Source organism: Chryseobacterium phocaeense, from assembly GCF_900169075.1.
GTDB lineage: Bacteria > Bacteroidota > Bacteroidia > Flavobacteriales > Weeksellaceae > Chryseobacterium > Chryseobacterium phocaeense.
Map to the genome: position 1 here is coordinate 1,734,037 of NZ_LT827015.1, position 15,490 is coordinate 1,749,526.

The window sequence follows — 15,490 nt, forward strand, 5'->3', positions numbered from 1 at the left end:
AAAAAATGGATTGAATGTTCTTGATTAAAATGGGAGGTCGTCTTCTGCCTTGTTATTGTTTGTGCTTGTGGTAGCTTGTGCCGTTTCCGATTTTTTGCCACCGCCGTGCAATTTGATTTGTGAGGTATGGAAATTCAATCCTGCTCTTGGCTCTCCATCATTACCTGTCCACGCTCTTGTACTTACTCGTCCCGATAGTTCTACCAAAGTGCCTTTTGTAAGTAGCTTGGCTACATTCGGGCTTATCCAATAGGAGCAGTCGAAATAGGTGGTTTGCTCTATGCGTTCGCCCTGCTTGTTACGGTAGCTGTCGTTGGTCGCTACTGAAAAGTTTACTACTTGTTTGTCCTGTGACGTTGTGCGTACTTCCGCATCCCTTGTCAGTCTTCCTGTGATGTTCATATTCTTTAATTTTTAGTTATTGATTTTGATTTTTTTTAGATTTATTCGGCAATGAGAGGAGGTGCTGTTTCGTTTCATTACCATTTCCAATGTTTTTAATTTTCGTATCTGACATTTTTTTTTATTCGTTTAAAGAGCCGGAGTATGCTATGTTTCGTTTCACGAGCATAAAAGGTTCGTGTTTAGCATCACCAAGGTTTTGGAAAAAAATACTACCCAACGGGTGGAGATTATTTTCCAAACTTGCTTGACCTTTGTGACGCGTTAAGAACACGGAAATACCTTTGCTCTTGAAATGGGACAAAAAAGCATACGGGTCTTTGGATAAAATGAATGTGGAAGCCAAGAAGATGGCATTGAGAAATGGTTTACAGTGAATTGAAATAACACTTCCAATTCGCTGAATTTTTAAAACACTTTTTTAAAGCGGTGGGGCTATCAAAGACACATTAACAGAGGATTAGAAAAATGTATTTGTGTGGGAAGCGTAGATGGCAACATTTTTTAATCTTCTGTTCCAGAAGTAGCCGAAAAGCTCTTTTACAGAAAGGGAATAGCAGAGCGAAGTAAATGTGCTTTGACTATAAAATATGGGCATAAAAAAAGCAGAACCGTTAAGTTCTGCTAGTAATTATCAAATTGTGATTAACTATATAACCTGTAAAAACGCTTCTTCAATCTCCTTAAATTTAGGAGCTACCAAATCCATATCCTTACTAATCTTTTGGCTGGTAATTTTAGCATAAATCTGTGTGGTTAAAATGTTTTTATGTCCCATCATTTTGCTAAGGCTTTCAAGAGGTACGCCTTCGGTCAAAAACATCGTTCCAAATGTGTGTCTTGCGGTGTGAAAAGTTACTTTTTGTTCTGTTATAATTTCAGCTTTTTCAATTAATTTGCCAATGTGAGTATTGCAGGTTACATTAGTTGGAACTGGAAAGATAAACTCATTACGAGTGCTACCGAGGTATTTTTCTATGATACGTTTTGGAATTTCCATTAATCGAACATTAGAAGCAATATCTGATTTTTTTCTTCTGCTGATGATCCATTGATGGCCATCGAAGAAAGACTGAATATTGTTCCTTGTTAGTTTTTTAATATCCGCATAAGCAAGTCCGGTAAAACAACTGAAAATAAAAAGATCTTTTACAAGCTCATACCGTGGGTGGGGCGGTGCACACATCATCAGTTTTTCTACATCTTCTTTAAGAATATAACCCCTGTCGGTTTCTTCCATATTAATTTCATAATCTTGAAACGGATTATCACGTATCAAACCTTTTTTTATAGCCAATTCTACCAGACTTAGTACGGGCATCGTGTAAACCCAAACCGTATTATGTGTAGACTGTAAATCGTACCGAAGATAAAAATCGAATTCCCTAATAAAATCTCCAGTCAATTCCCGAAAAGCCATATCATCACGATGATAGCGTTCTTTAATAAAAGCGGTAAGATGATTATAAACCGTGATGTACTTGTTGTAGGTGCTTTGTGAACGTTCTTCCTTGTCAACCAATTTTTTAAAATCCTCATTTTTATCATTGAAGACTTTTAGAATTGCATCATCCATTACACCAACACCCAAGAATGAAAGCTTTACTTTTTGGGAAGTAGCAAACCCCTCGTGTTTCAGCATATCTTCATAAATTTTGTCAATACGCCCACGTATGTTATCCAACTTTTTATTAATATTTAAAGCTGTTGCGCTTTTACCCTCAACTCTTCCATATTTTAGATCCCAATTGCTAGGGTCAATTTCTAACTTTGTCCCGAAAGTTTTAGGTGTTCCGTCAATGGTAATACGTGCCATAATCGGAGCATTACCATTTTTTTTCAGTTCGTTCTTTTTCAAGTAGAAAAGCAGTTTGAACGTTGATTTTTTTGTCTGCGTCATAACTCAAATGTTTAATGTTTAAAATTAATTTACATTGAGTTACAAGGAAATATAAAAATAAGTGCAAAACACTGAAATATAACCGTTTAAACTAATAAGGAACCTCTATTAATCGGTAACGAATTAGTAACTTAACTTTGTCATTTCAAGCCCAAAACCTATCAGACACCGAGTTCCAAATAAAGACTACTTCTTTATAAAACATTGTATAGCAACGGATTTAATCGTTTTGCTTAACTTTGCTTTTTACTAATCTTTTTTAGCAAAAAAGATAAATTCAGGCCATTGAAGGTAGCTTTATCCAAAATATTTTTACCGCTAAATTCCAATATAAAGAAAACCCTTATTATCACTCATAAATTGAATATTGATACAAAATATATCATTAAAAATACAAAAACTGATTCAAAACATATCTAATTTTGTATCATGGAACGCTCGATTGTACATATGGACCTGGATACATTTTTTGTATCCTGTGAACGTCTTATTAACTCTAAATTCAATGATATTCCCCTGATTATCGGAGGTGGAGACAGAGGCGTTGTGGCATCATGTTCCTATGAAGCCCGCCGGTTCGGGGTACGTTCAGCCATGCCGATCAGAATGGCTCTCAGGCTTTGCCCGGACGCTCAGATAGTTAAGGGAGACCATGAAATGTACTCCAAAATGTCCCATCTGGTCACAGATATTATACAGCAAAAAGTTCCTTTAATGGAAAAAGCAAGTATTGATGAGTTTTACCTCGATCTTTCCGGGATGGATAAATTTTTCGGGTGCTATAAATGGACGGAAGAAATTGCCCTTGCCATTAAAAAGGAAACCGGCCTTCCCATAAGCTTTGCGCTGTCTGCCAATAAAACAGTGTCCAAAATAGGAACCGGAGAAGCAAAACCCGGAAAAATGCAAATTAAGCTGCAGGAAATCAGACCCTTCCTTGATCCGCTGTCCATAAAAAAAATTCCGATGGTGGGGGACAAGACCTTTCAGCTGCTTTCAAGGGTGGGAATACGTACCATCCGGACTTTATCCGAAATGCCCGTCCTGGTGCTCCAGCAGATGATAGGCCAGAACGGAACCGAATTATGGAAAAAAGCCAATGGCATTGATGAAAATCCTGTTATTCCCTATTCTGAAAGAAAATCAATATCTACAGAAAGAACCTTCAGCTCTGATACCATGGATATCCATGAATTAAAACGGCTGTTGTCCGGAATGGCTGAACAGCTGGCATATCAGCTCAGAAAAGAAAAATGGCTGACTTCCACTGTGACCGTAAAAATCCGCTATGCCAATTTTGATACGGAAACCAAACAGTCGCGGGTTGCCTATACCTCTGCAGATCATACTTTGTCGAGGGTTGCCCTGGACCTTTTTAACAAAGCTTATACCAGAAGAATGAGGCTCCGTCTGGTGGGGCTCCGCTTTACCGGGCTGGTTCATGGCAATCACCAGATGAACCTTTTTGAAGATACCGAAGAACAGATGAGCCTTTACCAGACAATGGATCATCTGAAAAACCGTTTTGGGGCCAATGCTGTAGGCAGAGCATCCGGATTTGATTTTGGAAAGTAAGGATTAAAAACTTAGATTATGTATCTTAACTGTCATTCTTATCACAGCCTCCGTTATGGCACCTTATCTATTGATGATATTGTTTCGCAGGCAGTTGCTTTGGGAATACAAGAACTTGCCCTGACAGATATTAATACAATCACAGGGATCTACGAATTCAAGAAAAAATGTGAGGAAAAAGGGATTAAACCTATAGCAGGTATTGAGATCCGCAAAGGAAATGAATTGCTGTATATTACCATTGCCAGAGAGTTCAGCGGGATAGGAGAAGTCAACAAAATGATCACCGGTTATAACTGTGAAGGACAGGATCTGTCTCAAACGGCTCCTGAATTTAATAAAGTATTTGTGATTTATCCGCTTGAAAATATTCCTGAAACACTTAAATCCAATGAATTTATCGGGATCCGGGAAGAGGAGCTCACTCTTCTTGTACGTCCTGAACTTCAGAAAATAATTTCCAGAATGGTGATTCTTCAGCCGGTTACGTTCCGTACTAAAAAAGAATATAACCTCCACCGTATTCTCCGGGCTATAGAGCATAATACACTACTCAGCAAGCTTGATGACGTTAATACATGCAGGAAATCCGAATATTTCAGAACTGAAGAAAGTATACTGGAAGCATTTCAGAGATATCCTGAAATTATTGAGAATACAAAAAAAATATTTAAATCCTGCAGTTTTGACTTTGACTTTGGGAAAGTAAGGAACAAACTGCATTTTACAAAATCCAAAGAAACTGATCTGAAGTTCCTGAGCAGGCTGGCTTATTTAGGCTTAAAAAAGCGCTATGGCTTAGAACATAAGACCGCCAGAGAAAGGGTAGAAAAAGAGCTGAAAGTAATTGATGAACTCAATTTCAGTTCCTATTTCCTGATCACCTGGGATATTGTCCGGTACAGCAACAGGATGGGATTCATGCATGTAGGACGGGGAAGCGGGGCCAACAGCATGGTAAGTTACTGCCTTGGAATTACTGATATATGTCCGCTTGAACTGGATCTTTATTTTGAAAGGTTTTTAAATCTAAACCGCAAGACCCCGCCTGATTTTGACATCGACTGGAGCTGGCAGGAAAGAGATACCATGCTGGAGTATATTTTTAACCGGTATGGCAGGGAGCATGTGGCATTCTGCGGAACCAATGTAGAATTCAAATACAAATCCATATGCAGGGAAGTCGGCAAAGCTTTCGGGCTGCCGAAAGAAGAGCTGGACAGCCTGGCCACAAAATCTCTTGATGCTCAAAAACCTGATCCTATAATAAAAGCGGTGTATACATACGGCAAACTGCTGGAAAAATTCCCCAATCAACGGAGTATGCATTCCTGCGGGATCCTGATCTCTGAAGAGCCCATTACCCATTTCACAGCCCTTGAAATGCCACCCAAAGGATTTCCCATTGTTCAGTTTGACATGTATGTTGCTGAGGAAATACGCCTGGAAAAATTTGATATCCTGTCCCAAAGAGGCCTGGGAACGATTAACGATACCGTAAAATTGATTAAAGAAACCCGCGGAATTAACGTTGACATCCGTGATACAAGTATTTCCAAAGACGAAGCCGTTGCCAATAAACATCTTGCTGAAGGCAGAACCATCGGCTGTTTTTATATAGAATCCCCAGCCATGCGCGGGCTTCTAAGAAGATTAAAATGCGGCGATTACAGAACACTGGTTGCCGCTTCCTCCATTATCCGGCCCGGGGTAGCCCAGAGCGGAATGATGCGCGAATATATTTTCAGACACAATCATCCTGACAGGTTTGAATATTTCCACCAGGTTTTTAAAGAGCATCTGGGAGAAACCTATGGGATTATGGTTTACCAGGAAGATGTAATTAAAATTGCTCAGTATTACGGCGGGCTGTCTTTAGCTGACGGTGATATCCTGAGAAGAGCTATGAGCGGAAAAGGGCGGTCCCTGTCCAAACTTCAGGAAGTAAGAAACAATTTCTTTAATTCCTGCCGTGAACTCGGGCATCCGGAAGAGCTTTCTGCAGAGGTCTACCGCCAGATTGAGTCTTTTGCGGGGTATTCTTTCTGTAAGGCACATTCTGCGTCGTATGCTGTGGAAAGCTATCAAAGTCTTTATCTCAAAGTGTATTATCCGCTGGAATTTATGGTGTCGGTGATCAATAACCAGGGAGGTTTTTACCGTACGGAGGTTTATATTCATGAGGCTAAAATGTCCGGAGCCCACATCCAAAATCCCTGTGTGAACACCAGTGAATATCAGACGGTATTAAAAGGAAAGGAAATCTATCTGGGTTTTCTTCTGTTGCAGGGGCTGGAGACCCGATGGGCCCAAGGAATTTCAGAGGAACGGAAAAAAAACGGAAATTACCGGTCACTGGAAGATTTTATCCGCCGGGTTCCCGTAGGTATAGAGACCATCCAAACCCTGATTTTTATCGGAGCATTCCGTTTTACCGGTAAGCCTAAAAACGAACTGTTGGTGGAAGCCCGGCTGCTTCTGATAAATTTTAAACCTGAAAACCGAGGGCTGATGCTCATTGAGGAGCCTGTCCGGGAATACAAGCTTCCACAGCTGAAACGGGAAGATTTTGAAGATGCTTTTGATGAAATTGAAATCATCGGATTTCCGGTTTCCTGTAGTCCGTTTGATCTGCTGAAGACCGGGTACAGGGGCTCCGTTTTTGTGAAGGATTTATTACTATATCACAAAAGACAGGTCAAAATGCTGGCTTACCTGATCTCGAGGAAGCATGTTCCCACCAAAAAAGGGACAATGTATTTCGGAACGTGGATTGATGTCAACGGAGACTATTTTGATACGGCCCATTTTCCGGACAGCCTGGATGAATATCCGTTTCAGGGAGGCGGATGCTACCTGCTGCTGGGAACGGTAGAAGTGGATTATCATTTCCCGACCGTTACGATCCATAAAATGGCTAAAATACCCATGATTCCTGATCCCAGATATGCTTATGATCAGGAAAAGCAGTATGACATCCACGGAAAGATCAGGGAAGATGTGAGCATGACTTCCAGAAAACCTTATCCACAGGCGCATGAGATAGGGCTGCCAAGACAGAAATTTCAGTGAAGAACTTCCTTCATTCAAAAAGCTGCCCAAAAGGACAGCTTTTCAGTTATTTTTCTTTAAGCTCTTTATTGATCTTCTTTTCTGCATTTCTAGCTTTCTGTTCCTGGGCCTCTTTTTCTTTACGCTGCTGGCGGCGGGTCTTTTTCTCGGCCCGTTTTTCCTCTCGGATCACTTTATTGGATTTCTGATTGTAAAGTGCATCAACAATTCCCTGTCCCGTTTTGCTGAAGATTTTAATTTTCGGCTTGCTGTGGGTTCCGGTAACTACAATAGGGAAACCAATCCACCCGCCCGGCGGAAGTCCCACTCTTACCCGTAAATCCAGTAACCCGTTGAAACTGGTTGTTCCACTGATTGAAGGCCTCAAAACCGAAACTTTAAAGGTGAATTTATCCACATGAATCAGGTTGTTTTTGATATGGGTTTCAATGGTTACGCCTTTCATATCAGGATTATTAAAAGCTTCTGCTCCGATATTATCACCCACTGCAGAAAGCATTTTCAGATTTTTCACCTCCACATCCCGCAGATTGACAATTCCTCCGCCTTCCAGTGAAGGGTAAATGGGGCTCATATTTTTATCAAAATCGCCTTTCAGTTTATAATCCAGAGATACGATCCCTTTTACATTTTTAGCAGCCGTTGCCATTTCCCGCACCATATCAATTTCTTTATAAGCCCTCTGAACATCGAAATCCAGAACTTTAAGAGAAACATCATAATTAGCCGTCAGCGGGGATTCATCCTGATAACGGGCATCAATATTCATCCGGCTTCCTATAATATCAAACGAGGTATTTTTAAGATAAACCTGCCCTGTATTCACAGAAGCGGTTCCTTTGAGGTGATTCAGAGCCAGTCCTTTAAATTCAACTTTTTTAGCATCGACATCCAGGGAAACATCCAGGTTTTTCGGAATAATAACCACACCGCTGCTCTTTGGGTTCTCAACTTTTGCGTATTCCACATCAATAGACTTATCGATATTGTCACCGTTTTTGAGCGCCATAAATTCATCAATCAGTATATAACCGGAATTCAGCCCGAATTTTCCATGAAGCGTTCCTTTTCTTTCAATAAAATAATTGATGGTATTTAAAAGATATCCGTTCAATGCAAAATCAGATTTCCCGTAAGTAGCGAAAAATTTTGTGAACCACATTTTCTCATTCTCAAACCGGAAGTTTCCTTCTCTGATGAAAAATGATTTGGGAAGATATTCTGTGGTGGCCTTAATATTTTTTAAAATTAAAGTTCCTTTATTATCAAGCTTACTGTACTGCCCAGTTGTAGCATAGCTCTGCCGCCCATTCAGTGAGAGATCCGCCATAATCAGCCCGCTGACGTCAAATCCTTTTTTTGCAAAGACCTTATAAATTCTTCCTACATTCAGCACTCCTTTTGCCCTTACTTTATAGAGCAAATCTTCAAAATTACGGAGATCGGCGTTCACAAAAACAGGATTGCCTTCAAAATCAAAACTGAAAGGGTCCAGTTGTACCCCCAGGCTTCTGAAAGTTCCATCCGTATTGGAAATCTCAGCTATTAAACTGATATTCTGAATTGGATTGGGATAATATTTTGTTTTAAGAAAACCATTTTTCAGATGAAGATAGCCGTCCGTTCTTGGAAACAGCTTTTTGTCCATACTAAAAATTCCGTCTGCTTTGATATTGGTGTCCATCAGACCCCGGATATCAATATCTTTCAACCCAAGCGCCTGACCGAGTGTCTGCAGGTCTACAGCACCCTTTATATCAGCATTTACCTGCATTTCATTCATCCCTTTGGTTTTTACACGGGCCCGGAAATTATTATTGGGCCCGAGATCAAAGCTCAACGTTTTCAGATCTACAGCCACCTGATTGGTGTCCAATGCAGGAAGATCCACATTAAGATCCATATTCAGGTTATTCATCGGCACCGGAGCTTTTCCGTTGGAGACGAAGCCGTTTTTCACCAGTAAACGGACTTTAGCCCGGGGTTTAATGTTTTTCGGTTCGCTGAATCTTCCTTTGATGTGGAAATAAAGATCACTGTTGCCTTCTATTTTAGTATCTTTTGCCCAATCCAGATATTGCGGGGGAAGGACGGAAATCATTTCCCGGATGGTTGTTTTTTCCGAAGCGGCTTTGATGTCCATATTGTATCCATCCTTAAGAATACTGATAAACCCAATGAATTTTAAAGGAAGGTCGTTGATCCGTAATTCATTTTTTTTCAGGACAAAAGTCAGTGCGTTGGTATTGATCCTTGTAATCAGGTCGGCATGTAAAGTTTTTTGTTTGGCATAATAAATTCTGTTCAGGCTGAAATCTACTTTATCGATATCCAGATTGGTCTGAAGATCAAAAATATCTTCACTCAATCCGCCCTTTCCGGTGTAATTCAATCCTTTGGCATCTACCAGTACCCGTGCAGAATGGTCATTATATCTGATATTCCAGTTTTTTAATCTGATCAGATCCAGTTTTATGGAAGCTCCGGTTTCCGTTGTATCTTTCGGTTTTCCGGAAGGTTTTGAAACATATACATTGTAATTGGCTTCTCCTTTAGTGTTGACAAACACATTGGCATTGGCATCCGTTACATAAATTTCATCAATTTTTACTTCACGGTTGAAAATCAGATTTTTAAGATTAATTCCCACTGCAACTTCTTTTGCGGCCAAGAGTGTATCATTCTGAAAAGGCCTGGAACCCTGCAAAACAAGATCATCCACAGAAACCGTGAGGGAAGGGAAGTGCCGGAAAAAAGTAAGATGTGTTTTTTTATAATCGAGTTTTCCCGCAAGATGTTTGTTGGCAAATATTTTTACCTGCTCGGAGATGGTTCCCGGAAACAAAATGGGAATGATAAACATTAAAAAAAGAATGGCTGCTATTGAAATTCCTGTCCATTTAAGAATCTTCAAAATTATTTTTTTAAACTTTTCCATAAATCCATAATTTTGATTATACATTTGGCAATGATAACGATTTATTACTATCTAAAATCAAGCCATTCGGAAGCTTTTCATTTCCCGGATTGATCATTCAGACATAAAAAAAGCATCTGGGGTTATTCAGATGCCATTTATATATTCTAAAATCTCTTAATTCAGGATATTATTCATTTCCGTTAAAATAATGGGAGCTCCATCCGTAATGACAATGGTATGTTCATGCTGTGCCATATAACCGCCTTTGTTTCCCACCATGGTCCAGCCGTCATTCAGCTCCACGGCTATATTGGAAGAAGTGGAGATAAATGTTTCAATGGCCACCACGGAGTTTTTCTTAAATCTTCTTGAATCATAACGGTTTTTGTAATTCATCAGTTCATCCGGCTGCTCATGAAGGCTTCTTCCGATTCCGTGCCCGCCGAGGTTTTTAATCACTTTAAAGCCGCGTTTTTTAGCTTCAGTCTCCATCAGGAAGCCGATATCCGCTATTTTTACGCCGCCTTTGATGTGGCTGATCGTTTTCTTTAAAATATCTCTGGAAGCATCCACCAGTTTCTGATGCCCGTTAAGGTCTTTTCCGATCACAAAAGAGCTTCCGTTATCCGCCCAGTACCCATTGAGTTCTGCAGAAACATCGATGTTAATGAGATCTCCTTCTTTCAGTATCCGTTTACCTGTGGGAATTCCGTGGCAAAATTCATTGTCCACACTGATGCAGGTCCAGCCCGGAAAACCATACGTGAGGTAAGGCGCAGATCTGGCCCCGAAATCCGAAAGAATTTTTGCTCCATATTCATCAAGGTCTTTTGTGGTCATACCCGGTTCGGCATAACGAATCATTTCACGTAAAGTACAGGCAACTGCTTCACTGGCTTTCTGCATTCCTGCCAGTTCCTGCTCATTGGTTATAGACATAGGATGTTCTTTGTGGTTAATCGTTATGCAAAGTTAATGAATTGTAAAATATTAGAGAATTTCTTTGATATCAGGAATTCTTAATGCCTTGTCATATTATGAAATTGAGCTAAACCATAAAATATAAAAGTAAAATGCTATTCCACATTTTCGACGAAAAACATCATATTCTCCATTATTCAAATATATGTAAAATATTCATTTTCAATTCAAAAAAATTCAATAACAAAAGATAAGTTTAATAAAATGATATATTCATTAAATATCATTTATATTAACGAAATATTAAACTATAAATAATTTTAATTATTTTTTATTAAACAATATGTTTATATTATAATTATTCATATCTTAGTGATGTATTAACAATATAAAATTATACTCATGAAAAACTTAAAAAAATTAAACAGAAACGAATTGAAAACAATCTCAGGAGAAGGACTGCTTGATAATATCGGGGGAGTTATCGGTGGCCTTGGAGGTGTAGTAGGAGGAGTAGGAGGAGTAGTAGGCGGAGTAGGCACTATCGTAGGTGGCGTTGTAGGAGGTGTAGGTAATACTGTAGGAGGAGCAGTGAACGCTGCAGGAACTCTTGTAGGAAATACATTATGCCAGGTACAATGTGTGGTGAATGGAGTGGTACACATCCGTTTACTTTCATGTGGAACTACTTGTTAAGCCAAGCAAGTATAATAAAACATACCGCTCTTTTCAGAGCGGTTTTTTTTATGGGTTCATTTGAAAAGCTGCTTTTAATCTTTTGTACAATATAAATTACTTCTGTACGAAATGCCCCAGTTGGCTATTTCTTCAATGATAGGCGTAAGCGTTCTGCCGTACTCCGTAATTTCATATTCTACGGTTACGGGTTTGGTGTTTAAAACGGTTCGGGAAATCAGGTGATTCATTTCCATATCCTGAAGCTCTTTTGACAGCATCTTGGTTCCTATTCCTTCCACTTCCCGGAGAAGATCCATAAAACGAAGCCTTCCGCCAAATATTAAGGTTCCGATAATATGAAATTTCCATTTACCGGATAAAATTTCCATGGTATCCCTGATTGCTATTATATTGGATTTACATCCCGGGGAATTGTTGATGATTGGCTCTTTCTTCATTATATTATTATTTTAATGCGAATCTCCCTGCAAAGATAATTAATAAAAGCCGGTTTCATCAGGAACATTAGTTTCCAAAAGGAAACCCATAGCATAAAGAAACCCGGAACTTTATAAATTTGTAATCTAAAAATATAAGATATATTACAATAAAGAGGCAATTTATAAAAATAAATTATCTCATTCATGTGAAATATATTATTAATAATTTCGTTGTATTTTTGAATGCTAATCTTTTAAGACTAAAACAACCATGAATCAAGTAGTAGTTTATGTACAGTTTCCTCATCAGGGTCCTTTTGGCGATGAAATGGCGAACCAAATGGAAGAACTGGCCAAAAACATTATTACGGAGCCTGGCTGTCTGTGGAAAATATGGACCGAAAACCAGGCCGAGAACCTGGCTGGCGGTATCTACCTTTTCGAAAGCCGTGCAACCGCCGAAAATTATCTGAATAAGCATACTGAACGTCTCCAAAAATGGGGCTACACCCATATAGAAAGCAGAATATTCAACATTAATGAAACTTTATCCCTGCTGGACAAAGCTCCCATTGGATAATCAAAAAAACAATTAATTACATCAATCCATATTCCCAAACCCATAAAAAATGATTAAAATTAAACTGCTCTCCGTAATTTCTTTGCTCTCCGCACTGAACACCTGCACAGGGCAGACGGCAAAAAATGACAAAATGAAAACAGACTCAAAAAGCAATCCTCTGATTTGTGATCCCGTATCCGGTGTATGTGAAGTACCTTCCCATTCCGGGGAGCAAAAAGTAAGTGTTCAGCATACGGAAAAGCCTGTAAAAGTAATCTATTTCACAGATCCTATCTGCTCATCATGCTGGGGAATAGAGCCTCAGCTGAGAAAGCTGAAACTGGAATATGGCAATAATATAGAAATTGATTATCATATGGGAGGACTCCTGAAGGATTGGAGTTATAACAGCGGAGGCATCAGCAAACCTTCTGATGTAGCCCACCATTGGGATGAAGTGAGCATTTATTATGATATGCCTATAGACGGGGATCTGTGGCTGGAAGACCCTCTGGATTCTTCTTATCCGCCATCCATCGCCTTTAAGGCAGCACAGCTTCAGGATAAAGATAAGGCTATTGTTTTCTTAAGGGAAATGAGGGAAATGGTTTTTTTACAAAAGAAAAATATTGCCAAATGGGAACATATCGCAACAGCTGCCAAAAAAGCAGGACTGGATGTTAACCAGCTAAAAACAGATGCAGCCGGTAAAGCCAAAACGCTATTTGAGGAAGATTTACAGCTGGCAAGACAATACGGTGTAAGAGGGTTTCCTACTATCTTTTTTGCGAATGAAAACGGAAAAGAAACGGTTTATGGCTCCAAACCGTATCCGTTCTATGAAACCTCCGTCTTAAAACTGTTTCCGGAAGCTAAAAAAACAGAGTACCACAAGGACTGGAAATCCCTGTTTCAAAAATTTCCAACCCTTACCGCTAAAGAATTTTCTGAACTTTCCGGAACGAACAGAAAGGAAAGCGAAAGCATCTTGAACGAGCTGGCAGCCAAAGGAACTCTGCTTAAAACAAATACCAAAAACGGAGCCATCTGGGCATTGAAATAATTCCCCGGATTTTGGCCGGATATAAATAATAAACAAAGGAGTAGATCAGCTACTCCTTTGTTGTTTCACTATAAAGAGCAATACAGCAATTACTTAGATTGGGTATAATTGCTTTTTAACATCTGGAAAACATATTCTTTATAATTGGTCCCGATAGGTATTTCCTGCTGCCCGATTTCAATATCATTTGCCGTAAAGGCTGTTATTTTTTTAAGATTTACAATAAAAGACCGGTGGATGCGTAAGAACTGGAAAGGCTTCAATTCAAGTTCCAGATCGCTGATTTTATATTTGGCTGTTATTTTCTGATGGGTACAGTGAAGGGTGATATAATCTTTTAAACTTTCAGCATACAGGATATCATCTACATATATTTTGTGAAATTTCCCTCCCGACTTCAAGTAAATATACTGCTCTTCTGCAGGAACTGCGGATACAGGAAGCTGTGGCTGAACCGTTCTGAGATAACGGTCGGCTGCCTTGAAAAAACGGTCAAAAGTAACAGGTTTTAAGAGATAATCCACAATATCCAGATCATAGCCGTCCAGTGCATATTCCCTGTACGCAGTAGTAACAATCACCGCCGGCGGATTTTTAAGTGTTTTTAAAAAATCTATCCCTGAAATCTGCGGCATCTTAATATCCAGAAATATAAGATCTATGGTGTGGGTACGCAGTACTTCCAAAGCCTTAACCGCGTTGCTGCAGCTTGCAGTAACTTCAAACATATCCAGTTTTTCCAAATGGTTTTTAAGAAGCTGAATGGCCAAAGGCTCATCATCAACTAAAAGACATCTCACTTTCATGATGGGGTTTGGGCTTTACAGGTTTAAAGAGTGTTATGGTGAGGAAAGTTACAAAAGTACTTCCTTCCGCATAGGTTTTAAACTTATGATTCTGCGGGTAAACCAGTTCTAATTGTTTGCGTATATTGTCAAGGCCTATTTTTTCATTTCTCTCGCTGTTCTTTTCCATCTCAAATGTATTGGAGACTTTAAAATAGAAATTCCCGGCATTCAATTTAAGCTCTATGCCAATCTCAGGGTGGCCGATATCTTCGCCGGCGCCGTGTTTAAAAGCATTTTCTACGATCGACAGGAGAAGCAGAGGTACAATATTGTGATCCTCGTCTACGGAATGACTGAAATTGACCGTTAAGCGTTCGTCATACCTTAATTTCTCCAGATTGATATAATTTTCCAGTAATTTAATTTCTGACGAAACAGGAACAAAACTGCTGTTACAGCGGTAAAGCACATGGTCCAGAATTTCCGACAGGCCCGCTATAGACGGCGAAGTAACAGGTGAATTAACCAGTGATAAAGAATAAATATTATTCAGGGTATTGAATAAGAAATGAGGATTGAGCTGGGCTTTAAGCACATTCAGCTCAGCTTCAGTTTTTTCTTTTTCCAGCAGCAGTGTGCGCTGCTTGATTATATACTGGTCTTTAACCAGCTTAATGAATCCGAAGATCCAGGCCAGAGAAAAATTCTGTAAAAAATAAACCACAACAAGCTTTCTTATATCAGTAAGGATTTCGATAATTGATTCCTTTTCAAAAGGAGGCTGCCGGGTAAGAGGTTCCAGTACATGCACCACCATGATCCTTGAAAAGGCACTGATGAGATAACTGCCAATGATAAAATAAAGAATAACCAAACCATAATTCTCACCTTTTAGGAATTTAGGCATAATAAAATAGGCAACAAAATAGCATGCCAGCATATAAAAGAAAATATAAAACGCATTATTGATCACCATATCCCTCAGACTGGTTCCTTCCGGACACTGAGGTACAATAAAAACCACCAGCCAAAACAGGATATGGCCGGAAACACGGTAGATTGTACTGTAGCGTATTGCTTTTTCTAGAATCGTCATTTCACATCAAATATACTATTTCATTGATATAATAATCATACTTAAAGACGAATATCCTCAACAGGCCTACGAA

At 39.3% G+C, this 15,490-nt stretch carries 12 protein-coding genes; 5 read left to right on the forward strand and 7 right to left on the reverse strand.

Going from position 1 to position 15,490, the window contains the following annotated elements:
* Window positions 1-24 precede the first annotated feature (24 nt).
* Window positions 25-402 carry a single-stranded DNA-binding protein gene (locus tag B7E04_RS14660; RefSeq protein ID WP_002978328.1) on the reverse strand — a complete coding sequence of 126 codons (378 nt, stop codon included), beginning with the start codon at window positions 400-402 and terminating at the stop codon, window positions 25-27.
* Between the two features lie 649 nt (window positions 403-1,051).
* Entirely contained in the window at window positions 1,052-2,302 is a 1,251-nt protein-coding gene (locus B7E04_RS14665) for a site-specific integrase (RefSeq protein ID WP_002978330.1), read from the reverse strand.
* Between the two features lie 429 nt (window positions 2,303-2,731).
* Between B7E04_RS14665 and dinB the strand changes: the two genes are divergently transcribed.
* Complete coding sequence (gene dinB, locus B7E04_RS14670) at window positions 2,732-3,877, forward strand: DNA polymerase IV (protein WP_080779300.1); 1,146 nt, start codon at window positions 2,732-2,734, stop codon at window positions 3,875-3,877.
* An 18-nt stretch (window positions 3,878-3,895) separates the two neighbouring features.
* Window positions 3,896-6,949, forward strand: coding sequence for a DNA polymerase III subunit alpha (locus B7E04_RS14675; protein WP_080779301.1), 3,054 nt, complete (start codon window positions 3,896-3,898; stop codon window positions 6,947-6,949).
* Between the two features lie 46 nt (window positions 6,950-6,995).
* Here the strand turns inward: B7E04_RS14675 and B7E04_RS14680 are convergent, their stop codons facing one another.
* Window positions 6,996-9,887 (reverse strand): AsmA-like C-terminal region-containing protein, encoded by a 2,892-nt coding sequence (locus B7E04_RS14680; RefSeq protein ID WP_139785405.1) that lies wholly within the window; start codon window positions 9,885-9,887, stop codon window positions 6,996-6,998.
* Window positions 9,888-10,043: 156 nt separating this feature from the next.
* On the reverse strand, window positions 10,044-10,808 hold the full coding sequence (gene map / locus B7E04_RS14685; RefSeq protein ID WP_080779303.1) for a type I methionyl aminopeptidase: 765 nt from the start codon (window positions 10,806-10,808) through the stop codon (window positions 10,044-10,046).
* Between the two features lie 384 nt (window positions 10,809-11,192).
* On the opposite strand from map, the gene B7E04_RS22195 reads away from it, so the two are divergent.
* Window positions 11,193-11,486, forward strand: coding sequence for a bacteriocin-like protein (locus tag B7E04_RS22195; protein WP_165439448.1), 294 nt, complete (start codon window positions 11,193-11,195; stop codon window positions 11,484-11,486).
* A 74-nt stretch (window positions 11,487-11,560) separates the two neighbouring features.
* On the opposite strand, the gene B7E04_RS14695 is transcribed toward B7E04_RS22195, so the two are convergent.
* Window positions 11,561-11,926: a winged helix-turn-helix transcriptional regulator gene (locus B7E04_RS14695; RefSeq protein WP_080779305.1), complete on the reverse strand. Its 366-nt coding sequence runs from the start codon at window positions 11,924-11,926 to the stop codon at window positions 11,561-11,563.
* A 253-nt stretch (window positions 11,927-12,179) separates the two neighbouring features.
* Here B7E04_RS14695 and B7E04_RS14700 point away from each other — a divergent pair, with 253 nt between their 5' ends.
* Window positions 12,180-12,488: a monooxygenase gene (locus B7E04_RS14700; protein WP_080779306.1), complete on the forward strand. Its 309-nt coding sequence runs from the start codon at window positions 12,180-12,182 to the stop codon at window positions 12,486-12,488.
* Window positions 12,489-12,621: 133 nt separating this feature from the next.
* Window positions 12,622-13,533: a ClpXP adapter SpxH family protein gene (locus B7E04_RS14705; RefSeq protein ID WP_080780700.1), complete on the forward strand. Its 912-nt coding sequence runs from the start codon at window positions 12,622-12,624 to the stop codon at window positions 13,531-13,533.
* A gap of 89 nt (window positions 13,534-13,622) precedes the next feature.
* Here B7E04_RS14705 and B7E04_RS14710 read toward each other — a convergent pair whose 3' ends face one another.
* Window positions 13,623-14,339: a LytR/AlgR family response regulator transcription factor gene (locus B7E04_RS14710; protein WP_080779307.1), complete on the reverse strand. Its 717-nt coding sequence runs from the start codon at window positions 14,337-14,339 to the stop codon at window positions 13,623-13,625.
* A complete protein-coding gene (locus tag B7E04_RS14715; protein WP_080779308.1) occupies window positions 14,314-15,417 on the reverse strand; it encodes a sensor histidine kinase in 1,104 nt (367 codons plus the stop codon). Before B7E04_RS14715 ends, B7E04_RS14710 begins: the two co-directional genes overlap by 26 nt.
* Window positions 15,418-15,490: the final 73 nt, after the last annotated feature.